Annotated in this window: 15 protein-coding genes; 9 read left to right on the forward strand and 6 right to left on the reverse strand. The window is 51.2% G+C overall.

Annotated elements, in window-relative coordinates:
- Window positions 1-124 precede the first annotated feature (124 nt).
- Together K355_RS0101770 and K355_RS0101775 are read left to right on the forward strand one after the other, a co-directional pair.
- A complete protein-coding gene (locus tag K355_RS0101770; RefSeq protein WP_022730398.1) occupies window positions 125-1,021 on the forward strand; it encodes a LysR family transcriptional regulator in 897 nt (298 codons plus the stop codon).
- A gap of 315 nt (window positions 1,022-1,336) precedes the next feature.
- Window positions 1,337-2,653, forward strand: a complete 1,317-nt coding sequence (locus tag K355_RS0101775; protein WP_022730399.1) for a hypothetical protein — start codon at window positions 1,337-1,339, stop codon at window positions 2,651-2,653.
- A 43-nt stretch (window positions 2,654-2,696) separates the two neighbouring features.
- Here K355_RS0101775 and K355_RS0101780 read toward each other — a convergent pair whose 3' ends face one another.
- Both K355_RS0101780 and K355_RS0101785 read right to left on the reverse strand, forming a co-directional pair.
- Window positions 2,697-4,475, reverse strand: a complete 1,779-nt coding sequence (locus K355_RS0101780; RefSeq protein WP_147250402.1) for a helix-turn-helix domain-containing protein — start codon at window positions 4,473-4,475, stop codon at window positions 2,697-2,699.
- 244 nt (window positions 4,476-4,719) lie between these two features.
- Window positions 4,720-7,785, reverse strand: a complete 3,066-nt coding sequence (locus tag K355_RS0101785) for an FAD-binding and (Fe-S)-binding domain-containing protein (protein ID WP_245562884.1) — start codon at window positions 7,783-7,785, stop codon at window positions 4,720-4,722.
- Between the two features lie 496 nt (window positions 7,786-8,281).
- Here K355_RS0101785 and K355_RS0101790 point away from each other — a divergent pair, with 496 nt between their 5' ends.
- Window positions 8,282-8,986: a hypothetical protein gene (locus K355_RS0101790; RefSeq protein WP_147250403.1), complete on the forward strand. Its 705-nt coding sequence runs from the start codon at window positions 8,282-8,284 to the stop codon at window positions 8,984-8,986.
- A 105-nt stretch (window positions 8,987-9,091) separates the two neighbouring features.
- Here the strand turns inward: K355_RS0101790 and K355_RS0101795 are convergent, their stop codons facing one another.
- The gene (locus K355_RS0101795; RefSeq protein ID WP_033368364.1) at window positions 9,092-10,786 is read right to left on the reverse strand and encodes a pentapeptide repeat-containing protein; all 1,695 of its coding nucleotides are present in this window, start codon (window positions 10,784-10,786) and stop codon (window positions 9,092-9,094) included.
- A gap of 83 nt (window positions 10,787-10,869) precedes the next feature.
- Here K355_RS0101795 and K355_RS0101800 point away from each other — a divergent pair, with 83 nt between their 5' ends.
- From K355_RS0101800 to K355_RS0101810, 3 genes are all read left to right on the forward strand, one after another.
- Window positions 10,870-12,045 (forward strand): LysR family transcriptional regulator, encoded by a 1,176-nt coding sequence (locus tag K355_RS0101800; RefSeq protein ID WP_022730404.1) that lies wholly within the window; start codon window positions 10,870-10,872, stop codon window positions 12,043-12,045.
- Between the two features lie 122 nt (window positions 12,046-12,167).
- Window positions 12,168-13,817, forward strand: a complete 1,650-nt coding sequence (locus K355_RS0101805) for an ATP-dependent nuclease (protein WP_022730405.1) — start codon at window positions 12,168-12,170, stop codon at window positions 13,815-13,817.
- Window positions 13,814-14,926 (forward strand): UvrD-helicase domain-containing protein, encoded by a 1,113-nt coding sequence (locus K355_RS0101810; RefSeq protein WP_022730406.1) that lies wholly within the window; start codon window positions 13,814-13,816, stop codon window positions 14,924-14,926. The genes K355_RS0101805 and K355_RS0101810 overlap by 4 nt, the downstream gene beginning before the upstream one ends.
- Window positions 14,927-15,028: 102 nt before the next feature.
- Here the strand turns inward: K355_RS0101810 and vapC are convergent, their stop codons facing one another.
- A complete protein-coding gene (vapC, locus tag K355_RS0101815; RefSeq protein WP_022730407.1) occupies window positions 15,029-15,427 on the reverse strand; it encodes a type II toxin-antitoxin system tRNA(fMet)-specific endonuclease VapC in 399 nt (132 codons plus the stop codon).
- 2 nt (window positions 15,428-15,429) lie between these two features.
- Window positions 15,430-15,660: a type II toxin-antitoxin system VapB family antitoxin gene (gene vapB / locus K355_RS0101820; RefSeq protein ID WP_022730408.1), complete on the reverse strand. Its 231-nt coding sequence runs from the start codon at window positions 15,658-15,660 to the stop codon at window positions 15,430-15,432.
- A gap of 348 nt (window positions 15,661-16,008) precedes the next feature.
- Between vapB and K355_RS0101830 the strand changes: the two genes are divergently transcribed.
- Window positions 16,009-17,097, forward strand: coding sequence for a patatin-like phospholipase family protein (locus tag K355_RS0101830; protein WP_022730410.1), 1,089 nt, complete (start codon window positions 16,009-16,011; stop codon window positions 17,095-17,097).
- A 15-nt stretch (window positions 17,098-17,112) separates the two neighbouring features.
- On the opposite strand, the gene K355_RS22890 is transcribed toward K355_RS0101830, so the two are convergent.
- Window positions 17,113-17,742, reverse strand: coding sequence for a TetR/AcrR family transcriptional regulator (locus K355_RS22890; RefSeq protein ID WP_022730411.1), 630 nt, complete (start codon window positions 17,740-17,742; stop codon window positions 17,113-17,115).
- A gap of 205 nt (window positions 17,743-17,947) precedes the next feature.
- Here K355_RS22890 and K355_RS0101840 point away from each other — a divergent pair, with 205 nt between their 5' ends.
- Both K355_RS0101840 and K355_RS0101845 read left to right on the forward strand, forming a co-directional pair.
- Window positions 17,948-18,916 carry an alpha/beta hydrolase family protein gene (locus tag K355_RS0101840; RefSeq protein ID WP_022730412.1) on the forward strand — a complete coding sequence of 323 codons (969 nt, stop codon included), beginning with the start codon at window positions 17,948-17,950 and terminating at the stop codon, window positions 18,914-18,916.
- A 125-nt stretch (window positions 18,917-19,041) separates the two neighbouring features.
- A complete protein-coding gene (locus tag K355_RS0101845) occupies window positions 19,042-19,590 on the forward strand; it encodes a sugar O-acetyltransferase (RefSeq protein WP_022730413.1) in 549 nt (182 codons plus the stop codon).
- Window positions 19,591-19,594: the final 4 nt, after the last annotated feature.

Raw genomic sequence — 19,594 nt, forward strand, 5'->3', positions numbered from 1 at the left:
GGGGCTCCCGGCAAAATGCATGTTGCGTTCACTGCGGTCGATCTTATCGGCTGGTGTGATCGCCGTAAAATTGATAGTAATGGCATTCTGGTATTGGAAAAATTGATAGTCAGAAACGCTAACCATGCAAACGCCCCTTGACCTCAAACTGCTGACCACCTTTGTCCGGGCGGCCCATTCCGGCACGCTCAGCGCAACCGCCATTCAGGTCGGGCGCACCCAATCGACCGTCACCATGCAAATCCAGCGCCTTGAAGAAACCCTTGGCCAAAGCCTGTTTCACCGAAGCGGCAGTGGCGTGCACCTGACCGGGCATGGCGAACGGTTTTTGGGCTATGCCGAACGGATTTTAAAGCTACAGGACGAAGCCCTCTCGGCCTTTTCCGATCACGGCCTGCGCGGTGCGATCACCTTTGGCTGCCCCGAAGATTACCTGATCGCCTTTTTCCCGGCCTTGCTCAAAAGCTTCGGGACGATCTACCCCGACATCGAAATCAAGGTTGTCTCGGCCCCGACCCCGGACCTGCACCGATTGCTCCATGCGCGTCAGATCGACATGGCGCTGGTCTCTATCGCCGACCCAACCGCAACCGATATCGCGCGGACCGAACAACTGGCCTGGGTTGGCAGCAAACCAACGCTGGAATTGCATGATTTCGGAACGGGGATCGGGGATGAAGACAACACAGACAGGGCCACCAGCACGCCCATTCCGCTCGCCCTTGCAGCCTCAAACGCACTCGACCACAAGGCCGCCTGCGATGCCATGGACGCGGCCCACATGCCCTATAAAATATCCTACGCCAGTAACAGTCTGGCTGGCCTGATTGCGGTCGCCCGTTCGGGCCTTGCGATCAGTGTGATGATGCAAAAAGCCGTTCCAAGCGATCTGTACATCCTCAAATCCCCGTTGCCGCCCTTGCCCAGACTGGGGCTTAAAGTAGCCACTGGCGAAGGCCCGCAAAGCCTGATGATCGGCGCTTTTGGTGATCACATCGGGAAGTTGCTGCCGTTTTTGTGAAGTGTTCAGGCTGTTCCGGTCGCACCAGTTTAGTAGTCATCTTAGTCTAGGCTCAGGACGCATTATTTGAGGTGAAAGATGACGGCTGTAGCGATACAGATCGCTCATAAAGTGCTCCTCATCGATCAGAGACACCACTTTCAAACGAAAAAATGCGAAGCAACATTAATAGGTCCTGACCCTAAGTTGCCCGCTGCGTAACCCCTATTTAACTGGCCCTACTAACAGAACAAAGTTGCTAAATTATATTCAGCTTATTGATTCTTGCGAGAGAATGCCGCTACCTTAGCGCGAAGTATAAAGGGGGGGGATGAAGTGAAGCTGGAAGACATCAAGCTATCAGATTTGCGGGTTAACAGCGCCAATGACAGGCATGGTGAACTCATAGATGAAGATGCAGCCATTGAATGGTTGCTGAAGCATCGGACCCTCCACATGCAAAACCTTGCTAAAGATATCGTCTCGACGGGTGCAATTTACGAACCCCCGCTTGTTCACCCTCATGACGGGCATTTTATCGTCTATGATGGTAACCGCCGGACAAGCGTTCTGAAACTCTTGAGTGTCCCTCAGCGCGCGCCATCATCCGATTGGGCGGACTTCTTTTCTAATTTGAGAGAAAACTGGACTGGTGCGTTCCCATCAACCGTCGAATGTCAGATAGAAGAAGATCGAGATAGATTAGATGAAATTCTCTATCGTCGGCATACGGGACAACAAAGTGGTGTAGGTCAGAGCCAATGGGACGCAGAGGCCAAATCGAACTTTGAGAGGAGGACGGGTAAGAAGACCAAGATCAACGTTGCCGAAGAGATTGAACGGCTGTTGATAAGTTCTGGCAGAATAGACAACGAACTAAAAATCCCCAGATCAAATCTGAACAGATTGCTATCTGCCGAACAATTTCGTAATCGGGCTGGTATTGCGGTTGATTCTAACAAACTCAGATATACACATGATGAAGACAAGGTTTTGAATGCGCTTGAACGTATAGCCCGAGACCTGTCATCTCGAACTATTACGCTTGAAGACATTTGGGATAATGATTCAAAGCGCGCCTATCTCAACAAACTTGATCAAGAAAAAGTGCTTCCGCGATCCGAAGACGCGCTTCCCAAGACGGCTCCGGCCAAAGCTAAGTCAACTCAGACAAAAACATCACAGAAGGAAAGCAAGCCTTCATCTGATCCCGGTAAACGGCGTCATTTGATTCGGAATCTGGATTTTGGGTTTCAGCAGACACAAAAGAATCGGAAGATTTTGGATATATTTAATGAATTGCAGCACCGGCTGAAATTTGACGAACATGATAATGCCATAGCTGTCTTATTCCGTGTGTTACTTGAACTTTCGCTTGAACACTACATCGAGGCTGCTAGCGTCACAGATATTCAAAAGGGCGATAAACTATCCAACAAGTATCGCAAAACCCTCACGCATATGTTTGATACCGGAAAAATTGATAAGAAGCAGATCGACGCTCTTAAAAAATTTGAAACAGGCGATCCATTGTTCTCAACGACAACACTGCATTCATACGTTCACAGTGCCGATTTTTTCCCATCTGACCATCACTTGAAGAGTATGTGGGATACTCTCGAGAGTTTCATTGTGAAATGTCTTAAAGCTTAGTTTTATGCATGTTTCTGGGGCAGGAGGCTTCTACCCAAAGCGTTTAGTCAATCTTGTGAAGCTCTTCTTTGAGGCGATCTAGATTTGAGCGGCATATTTCTAGCCTGCTTTTATCGGTCTTTTCTGAATAAATTGCTTCTGCCTCCTCAAAGCTCTCGATTGCTTTCTCGAGATCGTACTTCTCGGTCTCTCCCTTTATTCGAACCGCATGATTTCCATAAACGCCGCCAATTTGACATTTAATATAAGCGTAGCGCTCCGGCTCATCCTCTACGGTAATAAATTCCAGTGATTGAAAATAAGCATCCAAGCAGCGCATAGAGAAAAACTCATACATTTCTTCATTTGAATGTAGTGCGTGAACGTAAAGAACTTCACCCAGTAAGAAATGAAGCTCCGCTAATTGATAGGGCAGACGTGTTTTTGAAAAAAATTCCTGACACTGCGTGAATTTGCTAATTGCCAACAGCCGGAGAAATTCTGCGTTTTGTGAATTTTCTTCTGATGCTTGGGACTGAGAAAAGAATATCTGTCCCAAATTTATGCTTGCTGAAATAAGTGCCTCGATGTCGAAGTTTTCCCTCGCGCATATCTCTGAGGCTGAGAAAACTTCCCTCGTTCGTTTCATTAGCTCCGGCGAGAGATGCTCTTGGTGCATATTGGATTTCCTCAGCATTGCCGCACCAAGGCTGTTTGCAACATAAGAAAATATTGGTCTACTGTTTCTGGCCTGCTCAAGCCTATCATAAGCGTCTGACAAAATTTCTATTGCTGTGTCAATGTGTGAGTGGTCTAGTGTGAGTCTTGAAAGATCAACGAAACTGTTTGCCAAGACAACTTGAGCTGATGGGAGGTCATATTCGCTGTCATCCTCAAACTGACCGAACAGTTTTACTGCTTCTCTAGCATGATCAATACTGGACTCCACAGCTCGGAATCTTTCTTCCGCATTCAGATCAATGCTATGTTGTCGAAGGGCCATTGATGTTTTGAGATGCAAACCAGCTAGAACAGCATCACAGATTTCGGTATTTTCAATTTCAACAAAGCATCGGTTTAATAAATCAACAGATATCCAAACATGAGGGTATGCCGATCTGCGGCTTCCCTCGTATATCTGCCCAGCCAACTCTTCGAACAATGTTATCATTTCAAGTTTGTCGAAGTGGGATAGGTATAATGCTGCACGTTCATAACACTGATAGCAGAGGGCTAAATCATCTTGTAAGAACGCGCAATTTCCTCTTGTTATGCTAATTGATGCTTGTTTGCGAATCTGTTTGATCGTCTTTTCTTGTAATTGCGTATCTTCTGCAATTTTCAAAAAGCCCATAGCGCCTTCAATGTTGCCGACCTCTATTTGAGAGGATGCGCTTTGTATTGAATTAGAAACTCCTTCGGAAGACTCTAGGATTTCATTCATTTGTTGTTTTAGGTTGGCGTATTCCCTTGCCTTGCTTTCCAAGAATTGGGTTATCTCGTCGAAGTTTGCCCGTGGGTTTTCGTTTTCAAACTGTTCGGCGACTTTTCGAAGTGTGCTTTCTATATGAGAGTACGCTTCGGTTAGGTTGTCATCTGGATGATAGTTTGCTTCCTCAGCACACTTTGCAATTTCAGGTTCTGAAACTCCTAGTGCAACTAGAAGAGGATCGATTGTCCTTGGGTGCGGATTTGAAACTGTTCCGTTTTCAAGTTCACTAATTCGCCGGACTCTCGCGGGGGTTCCAAATGCATCCTCCGACAACTGCAACTGGGTTAATCCGAGGGCTTTTCGCTTTCGCAGTATTAGTCCGCCAATCAATTGTCCAAACGATTTCGACATATTCCGCATAAACTCCGCATGTTTTCCGATTGTGAACCGCAAAATCATAGATCACAAAAGTATCAAAGTTTTCCCGTTCGTCGAGTCAGCAAGCGCCTCGACCATTCGACCGAGATGCGAGGAAAACATGAAGGTAAGTAAAGTAATAACAATTTTTTCTACAGTTATTGCGGTGTTGGCGGTGCGGCACCCAGAACTACTGCTTTTGTCGGCCCTATGTGCGTTATGTTCAGCATTGATATCGCTACTTGAATAGCTCGTAGGTAATAACCTTCGCCAAATACTCCACAGGATGCTGCGGTTTTGCGCCTTCGTAGCGTTTGACCTGACAGCGGCATGAGAAGCCGGTGACGAGCATGTTGTCCGTGCTCAATGCATCGACCTTCTTTTTCCAGCTCATGTCATAGAGTTCGCGTGATGTTTCCTGATGGCGGGTTTCGTGGCCGTAAACGCCCGCCATGCCGCAACAGCCGGTCTTTTCGGTGGTGAGCGTAATGCCAAAGGCGGCAAAGATGTTTTGCCATTTTACGCCGACATCGGGGATGGATGTTTTTTCGGTGCAATGGGGGAACAGGCTTGCCGGGGTATCAATGTTAACGCCGTTATCCATTTTGGGCGGGGTGACGCGGCCCTCGGCGATTTCGGTTGATAACCATTCATGGAACAGGTGCACGCGGTAGTCCGGGCGGTCATGCAAGCGCTGGGCGTATTCCTGGCGATAAGTAAGCGTGACACTGGCCTCGATCCCGACCATGGCGACACCGGACGCGGCGATTTTGCCGTACACGATGTCATTTTGCTGGGCCAGATAATCGAACTTTTTCAGGAAGCCTTTGACATGCATCGCCTTGCCATTCGCCCGGTAGGGCGGGACAAAGACTTGATATCCAAGGGTTTGCAGAAGGTCGATATGGGCGAGCAGCACATCGGTGTCGTAATGGGTGGTGAAGCAATCCTGCACAATGATCACCGATTTGGCTTTTTCATCCGCGCTCAAGCCATCAAGATCGGCCTGTTTGAAACGGCCAATACCGCGTTTACGAAGGGCGGATTTAAGGCCTTTGCGGTCAAGCTTTGGCAAGTCGGTCAGGCCGACCAAGCGTTTGAAAATCCATGGCATCGGCGGGATCGATTGCAGGGTGTTAAACAGGCCGGGGGCCACGGCCATGACGGGGGCAAGCGCCTCCAGACTGGCGATCACGTAATCCTTTACCGGGCGTTTGTAGCGGGTGTGATAGGCTTCTAAAAACCGCGATTTCATTTCCGGGATATCGACCTTGACCGGGCATTGTCCCGCGCACGCCTTGCACGACAGGCAACCGGCCATCGCCTCATACACATCATGGGAAAAATCACGGGCATTTATCACCGCCAAATCCTGGTTCATCGGATCGGTGCCGATTGATAGCTGCCGGATCCATTCGCGGACCATGCCAGCCCGGCCCTTGGGCGAATGGATGCGGTTGCGCGTGACCTTATAGGACGGGCACATCGGGTCCATCAAATCCCAGTTAAAGCAGGCCCCATTGCCGTTGCAGCGCGTTGCATTAAGGTATTCACCCCGCAGCTTTTCTTCGATCTGGCGGTCATATTGGCCGCGCATCGGGGCTTCATCAATTGCGGTGATGGGGATGTTTTTGCAATAGGGTGATGCGATCTTGCCGGGGTTTAATTGTCCTTCTGGATCAAAGGCTTCCTTGATGCGGCGCAGGCTGCCATAAAGCTCTGGCCCGAAGTAAATCGGCGAATATTCACCGCGAAATCCCTTGCCATGTTCGCCCCAGATCAGGCCGTTATAACGCTTGGTCAAATCGGTAACCGCATCCGACACGCGCCGCAACCGTGCTTCGTCCTCTTCGTCCATCATATCAAGCAACGGGCGCACATGCAGGCAGCCGACATCGACATGGCCAAACATGCCGTAATCAAGCCCTTCGGCATCGAGTAAAGCGCGGAATTCTGCGATAAAATCGGCCAAATTTTCCGGCGGCACGGCGGTATCTTCGACAAACGGGGTCGCACGGCGTTTGCCTTCAAGATTGCCAAGCAAGCCAACAGATTTGGCCCGAATCGACCAGATGGCGGCAATTTGGGCCGGATCGGTGGCCTGTACCCAGCCAATCGGGGCGTGTTCAGCCGTCGGATTGGCGGAAAGATGTGCGGCCAGTTCGGCCTGCTTGGCAGCGACGTCTTCGGCGGTTTCGCCAATGAATTCAACAACATTGAAGCCGCGCGTTTGAACGGTGCTGGTATCTGTGCCCAGCAATTTGCCCAGCATGTGCCAGCTTTCATCCTGCTCGGCCAGCTTCATGACCTTGTCATCGATGCTTTCAATCGCGACGGGATCAAATTGCACCAACGTGCCAACATGGCGCAAAGCCGCGTCAAAGCTGGGGTAGCGGACGACAGAGACGGCTTTATGCTTTGGCAATGGGATGACGCGCAGCGTGATATCCTTGACCATGCCAAGGCTGCCTTCGGCCCCGGCGATCAGGAAGCTTAAGTTCATATCCCCTTGATCGGAAACGGCTTCTTTAAGGTTATAGCCGGTAAGCCCGCGGTTCATTTCAGGAAAAGTCGCCTTGATCTGGTCGCGACGTGGGAAAATCTCGTCATGGACCATGCGATAAAGCGCGCCGGTGCGATCGGAACGACCCATAATTTCCTTGGCATCAGAAGCACTTAGCGCAGATGTTTTGAAATCCGTGCCGTCAATCAGGACCGTGGTCATGTCATGGATATAGTGGCTGGTTTTGCCGTAAATCCGCGATCCTTTGCCCGAACTGTCCGATCCGATCATGCCGCCGATGGTCGCCCGGCTGGCGGTGGAAACGGCGGGCGGGAAGAAAAAACCGTGGGGTTTGAGCCACGCATTAAGCTGATCGAGCACCACGCCCGGCTCAACCTGCACCAGCTCGGTTTCGGCGTCAAAACCCCGTATCTTATTGAGATGTTTGGATGTATCAAGGGTGATGGTGTTGTTCAGTGACTGGCCATTGGTGCCGGTACCACCACCGCGCGGGGTGATTTTGACCTCGTTAAATTCTTCGCGCCCGGCCATTTCCATGACGATATTGATGTCATCGCGCGATTTTGGCTGCAAAACCGCACGCGGCATCACCTGATACACACTGTTATCGGTGGCATTGATCAGGCGGGTCGGGAAGTCCGCATGGATTTCGCCGGTGAATTTACCTTCTGATTCCAATGTCTTAAGGAAACTGAGCGTCAGGTGATCCAGCGACCGATCCGGGGTCAGAACCGGCAGGCGGTTAAAGCGGGTAAAGCTGCGGGCGGGCGAAGCAGGCATTGGGGTCTCTCTCATCCGAATTGATCGGTTGTTTGGGGTGCTTTTACCCTATTTGACCGGAGGATGATTAAATACACAAATCGAAAATTCTGACTGATTATTCATTTTTAGTGAATAATCGACCCGGCAAAACAGCCCCGCGATGCCCCAACCGGACTTTTCGCGGAAATCGGGCTGACGGGCGATTATTGCAATAGTCTGATGATTGAGCCCCCCGTTTGCTGCCCATGTGCGGCATTCAGCCCTTTTTGAGGGCCAAAAGCGTAGGAGCCTTGGGCCAAAATGGCGGAAATCCAAGGAAAATTAAATCATCATACAATTGGATTTGCGCGTTTGCCGGTGGTTTTGTCAGGCGTCACCTTTGGTGGTACGTCAGTGGTTAGAGGTCCCTGTATCGGAAACACGTATAGGTAGAAACAAATTGCTTGTTAAGGTTGTGTGTAATAAGATTTTCTCTCCTTTTGTTGTGGAAGTCTAATGTGCGTAAGGGGCGGTCATGACGTCTATTTCCGGTTTTATGGCGAACAGATATGCCACTTTGTCTTCGAATGCAGGGCAGAGGCAGTCGGCATCACAGACGTCTGGAAATGCTGCTGTTTCCTCACAACAGGCAGTGTCCAAGGAAACTGCGGCAGCAGCACCCGCACCGGGAACCCTTGCCAGTGCGGCGATGATGGCGCGCGACAAGATTGATGCGGGGTATGCCAAGCTTGGCATCACCGGGACGTCGGGCACGACGGCGGATCAATGGGACGCGGTTGGGTTCCCGGATCTTGATCGTCAGATGCTTTTTGCGGTTAAGAGCAATGTGGGGGGCCTTTTTTCCGAGGCGGAGGTTTCGGCCGCCAAAAAAGAATTCAACAACAGAATTTCCGATATCATGGATGCCAACCCCGATGATCTTAAGCAAGGGTATCGTGACGTCATTGATTTTTACGATGCGGCAAGTGACGACGAAAAGGCCACGTTTGACTGGGTGGTGGACCGTTCCGAGGTGCAGAAATCCTATTTCGTGCACGGCGGAAGGGAAGATGTCGGGATGGGGATGCCGGTTGTTGAAAAACTGATGCAAGCCTGGGGGCAGCTCAGCGCAGCAGGCGGGAATTCAAACGATCTTCCAAATATGCCCGCCTATCATGAGGCGATGATGTGGTGGGCGCAGGACAATGGCGGCGCACATCATGTTGATTTACTGACATAGTTTTCGCACGCGTGACGCCGTGGCAACTGGCGGCTATGCGCGCCGAACCGGGATTGCGTCGCCTCCTTCGATATCGCGGAGTACGTTTGAAGGGGGTATTTTGCCCTACAGACGGAAACGGTTGCGCAAGCCCAGACCGATCAGGAACAGGAAAGCGAAACTGAAAACGCCTTGTCCGATTATGAGGGCATCGACCCAAAAGCCCGGATCGCCGGGATAGAGTGCCTTTAGCGCGTCTTCCCGCAAGCCCCGCGATTGCGGCAGGAAGGGCAGACTGTTGCTGATCGATAAAAGGGTAGCGTGTTCCCAAGCCTTCCACCACGCGGTGAAGGTTGATGTTGCCAGTTCTTTGTAAATGCCCATGCTGGCGGCGGCGAGCAGGAATAAAGCCACAAAGGGCCGCAGGATACTTTGTCCATAATTGCTGCACGCACTAAAGGCCATGTCCAGAACCGATCCAAGCCACGATGTCTCAATCCACCGCCGCGCCCTGTTTTCATCGGCGGAAAACCGCAATGCTGCCTGATGGTCCTTGTTGGATTCAGCGATCTCTTTGAGGCGTCGTAGTCGGGCAGCATCCTCATGATCTTCGGCTACAGCCGAGAATTTTTTAAACCAGTTACGCGCCATCGGTATACGGCACAGTTTGATGTTTAGCCTGCTGAGCTCAACCTGATGAGATGATTTAGTTCCTCGAAGATCGGGGACAATCTTGAGATTGGCCTTGAGAGTCAGTGGACCATCAAATGATGCGCTGTACAGGTTGAAGGATTTCAATGAGGAGGCTGACGGGGGGAGTACTAACTCAGCCGTGCGACCAACTGATAAGCCTTCAGCCGAGAAAACTCCCGAGCCAATAACTTTTGGCTGAAACATAAAGTTTTCTAGTTTTGCCCAATCAAAATTAATTTCTGTTTCGCCGAAATTAGAATCCAAAAAATTGACGCCGCCATTGCCAAAATTGCTTTCAAAGAAGTTAACAACGCCGTCTCCGAAAGTGGTGAAAAAGAAGTTCAGGTAGGTGTCGTCGAAAGTTGTCATAGAAAAGTCAACGACACCTTTGCCAAAAGTTGCATGAGAGAAGTTTACTCTGCCTTTGCCGAACGTGGCGTGAGAGAAGTTTGCGGAAGTACCGTTGAAAACTGCTCTGTGGAAATTAATGGTGCCGCTGCCAAAATTGGTATGAAAGAAGTCCACACTTCCTTTGCCGAAGTCGGCTTCAGAGAAATCAACCCCTCCATCGCCAAATTTGGCTTTAGAGAAATAGACTCCTCGATTGCCGAAAGTAGCCTTAGAGAAGTCCACGTTGCCGCTCCCAAAATCTACTTTGGAAAATTTAACGGCTCCTTTTCCAAAAATGGCATCGGAAAAGTTTATGTTTCCCTCTCCGAAAACAGTTTCTTTGAAATTTGTATCACGGTCACCAAATTTGGCTTTAGAGAAGTTTACATCTCCCTTTCCGAATGTACTTCTGACGAAGGAAACGTCTCGGTTGCCAAAATTGACGCGAGAAAAGTCTACGCGGCCGTCTCCGAATTCATAGCCTCCGAATTCGGGAGGTTTTTCTTCCTTCGAGAAGTCGTGACCTGCAAAACTGATGCTACAGCCGGGGTTTTCAGCAATCCACTCGTTCCATTTAGCCCATCCCTTTCTCCAAAGTACGAGCGCGTCATCGCCTTCAAGGATTTGTGGTTCTAATTTGTCGTCTGTTGTCATGACTTTGAAATTACTCGCTGTTGCCCATTGGCGAAGTCTCACACCAGAATGCCCTTTAAAGTAGCGTTTGGCGATGTAAAACACGCAAGAAGCCTTTTGCCCGGAACGTGATTGGCGCTATGGTCTTTTGGGGCAGGCGACATTTACAGGAACGGACATCGAAAACCATGCTGTCATCACTTAATATCCGCCATATGCGCGTGTTTGTCGCCGTGGCCGAGCAGGGATCGTTTAGTGCGGCGGCGGCCGCCCTTGGGCTGGGATCGCCCGCGATTACCGCGACCATTCGCCAGTTTGAGGATGTGACGGGGGCGGCCCTTTTTGATCGCACGACGCGGCATGTGTCGCTTACCGTCACCGGGGAGCGGTTTTTGCCGATTGCGCGCCGGTTGCTGGGCGATTTTGAAGAAGCACTTGGCGATCTTGATGCGCTGTCGCGCGGGATTGGCGGGAAAATCCGCATTGCGGCGGCCCCATCGGTTTTAACCCGCATTCTGCCCGGTGTGATCCGCCATTTTGTCGCAGCACACCCCGATGCGCGATTGCGGCTTGATGAAATGAATGCCGGGGAAGTGCATGAGGCGGTCGCCAATGGGGCGGTTGATTTTGGCATTGCCGGGGAATGGCAGGACTTGCCCGATATCGCGTTCAGTCCGCTGTTTTCCGACCGGTTTGGCGTGCTGTGCCGGGCCGATCATGAATTTGCCGGGCAATCGGAAATCGCGTGGTCGGACCTTATTGATCAGCCGTTTGTCGGGCTGGGCCCGGAATCAGGCACACGCGCGATGATGGCCGATCAGGGATTTAGCGCTATTACATCATCCAACACATCTACTACACCGGCCATCTTACCGACCATGCCGGTCAGTGCATCGGTGGCAAAGGCCGCCGCCCTTGGCATCGGGGCGGCACAGGCGGTGATGGACAGTGCCGCGCGGGCCGAACGCGCCATGGCAGAGGCGGCCAAAAGCGGGGCATCGGCGGCAAAATCGGCGGCAAAGCCGGGTGCAGACACGGCGATAAATGCAGCGGCCGATCTGGTGGCGGGATTGCGCCCGGTGGTCGAAACATCCAACACCATCACGCTGGCCGCGATGGTCGCCGAAGGGGTGGGGATTACCGTGCTGCCGGAATTGGCCGCGCGCATCGCAACCGGGGTGTCGGATCAAACCGCAGACGCCAAACTGACGTTCGTGCCACTGAGCCACCCCACACGCCACCGCCCGATTGGCGTGATCACGCGGCAGAGCAAAAGCCTGTCACCGATTGCGCGGATATTCTTGGCGATGGTGATGGATCAGGCACCGAAGCTGGATTTACCGGCGGCGATTGAGTGGGGTTGAGGGGGCATAAATTCGTCTTCTCTTTTGGGCCTCTTTATCTGTTAAGGTTGGTTTCAATGCCCCCTAATATACTGTAAGTTGATACTCCGCATTGGAGGGGAGCTGAAGGGGCGTTTAGATCGATGTACATATCGAAAGTGATACTAAAAGACTTCAAGAAATTCTCTGGACAGTTTGAAATCGATTTGAACGAACATACCAATGTTCTGGTTGGTGATAACGAGGCAGGCAAATCGACCATTTTGGAAGCAATCAATATTGCGCTTACGGGTATCTATGGAAGCCGATATGTGAGCCGCGATATAAATCTTTTTCTATTTAATAAAGACGCTGTTGCTGCTTGGCTTGAACAAATCAAAACAGGTGACGTTGGTTTGCTGCCCAGCGTGATTATCGAGCTATACTTTGGTGGTGAAGATTTGATGGCGGATTTCAATGGCTCACTATGCCTGAAACCTGGCGATCACTTCGGCATTCGCTTTGAAATATCCTTCGACGAAACTTATTCCGACGAGTTGGCTCAGGTCGTGGCTGGCGGGCGCGAAGACCCCTTAAAGACCCTGCCTATTGAGTATTACAGAGCAAGATGGAGAATGTTTTCACGAAAGGACATCACGCCTCGATCTATACCACTTAGGTCGGCCTTTATCGACTCAACTGCCGCCCGGTATCAGAACGGTTCTGACATTTATATTAACCGTATCATCCGGAACCTTCTTGAACCAAAAGAGCTTGTAAAGATTGCCCAAACGTATCGTGAAACAAAAGAGCACTTTATGGCCTCAGAGGCAATTTCTGCAATTAATGATAAGATTTCCGCAGCAGCTAAAATCTCAGACAAGAAAGTGAGTATTGCGGTTGATGTCTCCTCCAAATCAACGTGGGATGCAGGACTTTCAACATTTATAGAGGATGTCCCTTTCGAGTTTGTGGGCAAAGGGGAGCAAAGTATCGTCAAGTCGAACTTGGCTCTATCTCAAGAGGGCGCTGCTGATGCAGGAGTAGTATTGGTCGAAGAGCCTGAATCCCACCTCTCTCACTCTCGTCTGAATATGCTTCTCGACATGATTGAGGAGCATAGAGAAGGTCGTCAACTTCTTATCACTACCCATAGTAGTTTCGTAGCAAACAAAGTCGGTCTGACAGACCTTGTTCTTCTCAATAATAACAAGACAATCAGGCTCCATGAGCTTGGAATTGGCACATTAGATTTCTTCAAGAAGCTTGCCGGTTACGATACACTGAGAATGATCTTGAGCTCCAAAACCATTCTAGTTGAAGGGGACTCCGACGAACTGGTTGTTCAAAAAGCATTTGCGGACCGGAACGATGGTAAACTTCCCATCCAGAAGGGTGTTGAGGTTATTTCGGTTGGCACATCCTTTCTGCGTTTTCTCGAGTTAGCTAACGCATTGGATCTAAATGTAGTTGCCGTTACAGATAATGATGGTGATGTTGCTGCGGTTGACAGGAAATATTCTAACTATACTGGCGACAACAAGAAGCCCGGTATCTTGGTTGCCTTCGATAGAATAATCGATGGTGGCGATCTGATGATTGGGGATAAGCCATATAATTATAATACGTTAGAACCAAAAATGCTTAAGGCGAATGGAAGGGAGAAGGTGAACTCAGTTCTTGGCGCCAATTTCGATAGTGACGATGCACTGCTAAAGTACATGCGGAATAATAAAACTGAAGTAGCTTTGAAGTTCTTCGAAACTAATCAAGAACTCGAATTTCCTGAATACATCCTCGTGGCTATTCAATGAATGTTATTTATGTTGCCGCGGCAGGAGCAGGGAAAACTTCATTCATCGTTAATGATGCTCTTGAGCGGGCTAAATGTGGAGAGCGTGTCTTAATTACGACGTTCACTGTGGCCTGCGCTGGAGAAATTGAAGAGAAAATCGCAGAGGCGAACGGTGCCGTTCCAAAGGGTATCGATATAATAACTTGGTTCTCGTTTCTGATAGAATCTGGTGTAAAACCGTTCCAAGATTACTTATTTGACTTCGAGTTTTCGGGAATGGAACTCGTCCAAGGTAAGTCGGGTATTAAATATCAGAATGGGAAATTTCCCGTTTATTGGGGGGAGAAGGATTTTTTCCATCATTATTTCAATAAATTGAAGCAAGTGTATTCTGACAAGCTCGCAAAATTGGTGATGCGGTGCAATGAAGCTTCAAATGGTGCCGTTTTACGAAGAATTTCAGCAATGTACGATCACGTTTACATTGACGAAGTTCAAGATATGGCGGGTTTCGATCTCGAGGTCATAAAGGCCCTTTCTGAAAGTCGAAGCGGATTGACGATGGTGGGCGATCCGCGCCAAGCTATCTATTCGACTACGAATGGTGCGAAATTCAAAAAATTTGCTAAAGCAAATATCGTAGAGTTCTTTTCCGATGCTGGGTTAGCAATCAATGTTGATGAGCAAACTTTGCAGGAGAATTTTCGTTCAGTGAACGATATTTGCGTATATGCAAGTTCTCTTTATCCCCATCTGAAACCCTCGTTCTCCAATATATTTGCAGAGAATGAAAGAGAAGGCATATTCATTGTGCCTCAGTCACGTGTTGCGCAATTTCTCAATGAGTATGAGCCGGTTCAGATCGTAAATAGTATCTCGGTTCAGACATGTACCGATTATCCAAGAGTGAATTTTGGCCGATCTAAGGGATTGGCTTACGATTCAGTCCTTGTTTATCCAGTAATGCATATGAGGCAGTGGATAATTAATAAGGATTTTAACATCAGTGATGCTGCTCGAACAAAACTATATATCGCTATTACAAGAGCTCGAAGGACTGTTGGAATAATTATACCAGATAAAGAATGCGAACTTTGTTTTGGTATTTCGATATGGTTTCCAAACTGAATTTTCTACTGGTTTCTTATTCGTATCTAAAACCATGATTATTCTGTTTTAGGCCACACGAGAAAATGCCGATAAATTTATTTTTCGATTGATGATCTGATTTCAAACCCAATTCTCCACTCTTAACCCGTCCACCCGCTCAAACTCGCGCATGTTATTTGTCACCAGCGTTAGGCCCTGACTGCGCGCGTGTCCGGCGATCATGAGGTCGTAGGGTCCGATGATGTTGCCTTGTTTTTCGAGCGTGCTTCGGATGTCGCCGTAATGACCGGCGGCATTGGTGTCGAAATCAAGCACTGTCAGGCGGGCGGCGAAGTTTTCGATGGTGGCGAGGTTGCGTTCGGGGTGGGCGGATTTCATTGCACCATAGATCAGTTCGGCCTGTGTGACCGAGGATATGCACATCGCACCACTATAGCGGTTGAAGTTTTCGCGAACCGAGGGCGGGCGGTTTTTGAGCGTATAGATGCAAATATTGGTATCGAGCATAAAACGCAGCATGGTTAGAAAGCCTCACGCTTTTGCATGTCCGGCTGGTTGCGATCACTCATGAAATCGTCGCTGACGGTATGGGCGTCAAAGAAACTATCCCATAGCTGATCGGCGGGCATGATGACCCGTGTTGAGCCGACTGTAATCACCTCGACCGATTTGATGCCGTCAGGAAATGCCACGTCCTTTGGTAGGCGGATGGCCTGCGTTTTGTTGTTTAGAAAAACGGATGCTTGGGTCATGGGATGGCTCCAGCCGGTATATACGGGTTGGATATATTTTGTGCGTGAGGTGAGTATATGTCAAGGGTATATACATTTCATTGACGTTTGTGCGGGTGGCGCGATGGACCCCCGCCTTCGCGGGGGTGACGGGGGAGGGCGCGGGAAGGTGACTGAGCGCGCGGGGTAACATGACGGGCGCTGCGGTGACAGGGCAGCACTGCCGGTCTATCGCCTTGATCGCTCTGCATTGTTTTAAAACCATCACGTCTGGTAAATCCGAGATTATGCGACATATCATCAGGGGTGGTGCTGCCCGCATGATGGCACAATGGCATGATGGCAGGATGATGTGACGCAGGAGTTGGCATGAGCGAAGCTGTGAAGAAATCCGGGGCGGCGAAGAAACCGGTGGCGGCGCAGAAAACCGCCGCGGGCAAGAAACCGCAAAAGAACATCAGTCTGGCCCTTCAGGGCGGCGGGTCGCACGGGGCGTTTACGTGGGGCGTTCTGGATCGGTTGCTTGAGGATGAGGAAATCGTCATTGAGGCGATTTCGGGGACGTCAGCGGGTGCGATGAATGCGGCCGTGATGGCGTCGGGGCTGGCCAAGGGTGGGCATAAGGCGGCGCGTGAAGACCTTGAGACGTTTTGGGAAAATGTGTCGGAGGCGGCGCGGTTCAGCCCGCTTCAACGCAGCCCGATGGATATCCTGTTTGGCAACTGGTCGCTTGAAAACTCATTTGCCTATATGTGGATGGATATGAGTGCGAAGATGTTTTCGCCCTATGACCTTAATCCGCTTGGCGATAATCCGCTAACCGCGATCCTTGAGGGGGTTGTCGATTTTGCCGCGCTTAATCACAGTCCGGCGAAATTGTTTGTCACCGCGACCAATGTCGAAACCGGGCAGGGCCGGGTGTTTCGCAATCCCGATATCACCGTTGATGTGTTGTTGGCATCGGCCTGTTTGCCCACGATTTACAAGGCGATCGAGATTGATGGCGTGCCCTATTGGGATGGGGGCTATAGCGGCAACCCCAGTTTGGGGCCGCTGGTGCGCGAATGCGGATCGGATGATACGGTTCTGGTTCAGATCAATCCGGTTCGGCGGCCGGGCGTTCCTAAAACGTCACGCGATATTTCCAACCGGCTCAATGAAGTGTCGTTTAACAGCAGCCTGATGAAGGAGCTGCGGTTGATTTCGATCCTGCGTAACGATGCACCCGATCATGCGTGCGAAGCCAGCAAATGGGGTGCGATGCGGATGCATTGTATCGCCAGCGAGGCGATGCTTGAATTTGATCAATCGTCAAAAATGAATGCGCAATGGAGCTTTATGACCAAGTTGCGCGATACCGGGCGCGATGCGGCGAGTGCATTTTTGAAAAAGCATCGCCGCGACATCGGGGTGAAGCCGACGCTTGATCTTGATCTGTTTGCGCCAGATTACGGGTAAGATAGGCGAGAGCGCTTAACGCGACGTGCCAAAGCGCAATCCGTCAATCATCAGATCAAGCATGCGATAGGTATGTTCCATGCCATCGGGGCCGTCCTTGCCACCCGTGCTGGCAAGGTTGCCAATCGCGCGCAGCAGGTCATAGGCGTCCACATCGTGCCGGGCTTCACCCGCCTTGGCAGCAGCGGCCAGCAGATCGGTCAGGGCCGGTTCAAAGTTGCTTCGGAAATAGGCGGGCAGGGCGTCAAAGGCCGGATCGCCCGAATGCAGGGCGGATGCCAATCCCTTTTTGGTGACAATGAACTGGCAATAGCGTTTGAGCCAGCGTGACAGTGCCTCGCCCGGTGGGTGGGCGTTGGCGAGTATCGGCGCCTCGGCCGCGCAGGCATCGACTTCGCGTTTGAACACCCCGACGACAAGGTCGCTGCGGGTGGGAAAGCGGCGATATAGCGTGCCAACCCCCACCCCGGCCTGGGCGGCAATTTCACGCACCGGTGCATCAACCCCGACGTTGGCAAAAACCACCTTGGCGGCTTCGAGAAGCGCGTCTTCGTTGCGCAGGGCATCCGCACGGGTGGTGCGGGTGGCGTGAGGGGCATTTGTGGCGGTGGCGACTTTTTTTTCGGTCGTGGTTTCTTTGGCCATCGCGTTGTTTTCCAACCCTAAAATCGGTCTTTTGCTGTGATACGGAAATCACCCGTTCACATTTGCACTTGATAAACGGAACAATGTTCCGTATTTGGTTTGCGTAAGCGGAACGATGTTCCATTTGCTTTGCGGATCATTGTTCCGTTTCACGATGTATAGGCGAAATCTGTAGCTTCGCCAACCAAATTTAAGGAGACCGAGCATGAACAAGTTGATCAATGCGGCACGGCACATTCCGGTTGATGAGCCGGTTTCAACCATTTCGATCACCCCGGTGATGCTTGATGCCGCAGACCGGCCCAAGCCGATTGAAATGCGGATTACCGCCCCGATGCAGGGTCGGAATTTACCGATTATTTTGTTGTCACACGGGCATGGGCCGTCGCTTTATATCCCGTCAAAGGACGGGTACGGGCCGCTGGCCAATTTTTATGCCGAGCATGGTTTTGTTGTGATCCAGCCAACGCATGGCAATTCGAAGGTTGCCGGGTTTGACATGGATGCGCCGGGTGCGCCGTTTTTCTGGCGGTCGCGGGTGGAGGATTTCAAGCTGATCCTTGATCACCTTAAAGACATCGAGGCGGCAAGCCCGGTGCTTGACGGGCGGCTTGATCATGACCGGGTGGCGGCGGTCGGGCATTCGCTTGGCGGGCAAACGGTGGGCATGTTGCTGGGTGCGCGGTTGACCGACATAAAAGACCCGGATGCTAGGGATGTGAACCTCATTGAACCGCGCATTAAAGCCGGTGTGCTATTGGCCGCACCGGGGAACGGCGGGGATAGTTTAAGCCCCCATGCGCGGGAAAATTATACAGCACTTAACCCGGATTTTTCGCATTTGACCACCCGGACTTTGGTGGTGGCGGGGGACAGTGATGTGAACCCGCATCTGACCACGCGCGGGGCGGCATGGCATACCGATCCGTTTTACCATGCGCCGGGCAGTGATGCGTTGCTGACCCTTGTCGGGGGCAAGCATGGGCTTGGCGGGATTGCCGGATATGATGCCAAGGAAACCGATGACGAGGACCCGGACCGTTTGGCGATTACGCAGCGGATGACGTGGGCCTATCTGCGATCGGCCCTTTATGACGGTGATACGGCATGGGCACGGGCGTGCGACGGGTTGGCGAGCCATGCCGGTGATCTTGCGCATGTGACGGGCAAATAGCGCAGCAAAGCATGGTGCTCCGCAACCTGTTTGGGTGCGATGCGGTGGTGATTGCGCAGGTGTGCAATCCGACGTAACGTGTTGATGTCTTAAGGTTCTGACCCCAAACAACACCACGGATCACCATGCCTTTGAGTGCGTTAGAAAAAATGAAGTCTGGCGATTGGTATTCCTGCCTTGACCCAGCACTTGAAGCCTTGCGCGCCGCGGCCCGCACGGCGGCGTTTGAACACAGCACGACCCCGCCCGACATCCGCGGCAATATCGGGGAAAAGTTGCGCGCGCTGTTTGCCGCCTGTGCCGATGATGCCCGGATCGAAGCGCCGTTTCATTGCGCATACGGGGTGAATATCACGCTTGGCAAGGCGGTGTTTCTCAATGCCGGATGTGTTGTTCTTGATAGTGCGCCGGTGACGATTGGCGATTATGCGATGCTGGGCCCCAATGTGCAGATTTACTGTGCCGATCATCATAAGGACCCGGCACTTCGTCAGCAGAACCTTGAACGCGCCATGCCCGTCACGATTGGTCACAACGTCTGGATCGGCGGGGCGGCGATTATCCTGCCCGGCATCACGATTGGCGATAATGCCATTGTTGGTGCGGGATCGGTGGTGACCAAGGATGTGCCCGCCGGGGTGACGGTGGTGGGGAACCCGGCACGCCCGGTTTAGGTTC

The organism is Thalassospira lucentensis MCCC 1A00383 = DSM 14000 (assembly GCF_000421265.1).
In the GTDB taxonomy this organism is placed as follows: Bacteria; Pseudomonadota; Alphaproteobacteria; order Rhodospirillales; family Thalassospiraceae; genus Thalassospira; species Thalassospira lucentensis.

Coding starts and splice junctions, on each gene's coding strand:
- K355_RS0101840 (WP_022730412.1), top strand. CDS start 17,948: ATGAACAAGTTGATCAATGCGGCACGGCACATTCCGGTTGATGAGCCG.
- vapB (WP_022730408.1), bottom strand. CDS start 15,660: ATGACCCAAGCATCCGTTTTTCTAAACAACAAAACGCAGGCCATCCGC.
- K355_RS0101805 (WP_022730405.1), top strand. CDS start 12,168: ATGTACATATCGAAAGTGATACTAAAAGACTTCAAGAAATTCTCTGGA.
- K355_RS0101845 (WP_022730413.1), top strand. CDS start 19,042: ATGCCTTTGAGTGCGTTAGAAAAAATGAAGTCTGGCGATTGGTATTCC.
- vapC (WP_022730407.1), bottom strand. CDS start 15,427: ATGCTGCGTTTTATGCTCGATACCAATATTTGCATCTATACGCTCAAA.
- K355_RS22890 (WP_022730411.1), bottom strand. CDS start 17,742: ATGGCCAAAGAAACCACGACCGAAAAAAAAGTCGCCACCGCCACAAAT.
- K355_RS0101770 (WP_022730398.1), top strand. CDS start 125: ATGCAAACGCCCCTTGACCTCAAACTGCTGACCACCTTTGTCCGGGCG.
- K355_RS0101780 (WP_147250402.1), bottom strand. CDS start 4,475: ATGTCGAAATCGTTTGGACAATTGATTGGCGGACTAATACTGCGAAAG.
- K355_RS0101800 (WP_022730404.1), top strand. CDS start 10,870: ATGCTGTCATCACTTAATATCCGCCATATGCGCGTGTTTGTCGCCGTG.
- K355_RS0101790 (WP_147250403.1), top strand. CDS start 8,282: ATGACGTCTATTTCCGGTTTTATGGCGAACAGATATGCCACTTTGTCT.
- K355_RS0101830 (WP_022730410.1), top strand. CDS start 16,009: ATGAGCGAAGCTGTGAAGAAATCCGGGGCGGCGAAGAAACCGGTGGCG.
- K355_RS0101785 (WP_245562884.1), bottom strand. CDS start 7,785: ATGCCTGCTTCGCCCGCCCGCAGCTTTACCCGCTTTAACCGCCTGCCG.
- K355_RS0101810 (WP_022730406.1), top strand. CDS start 13,814: ATGAATGTTATTTATGTTGCCGCGGCAGGAGCAGGGAAAACTTCATTC.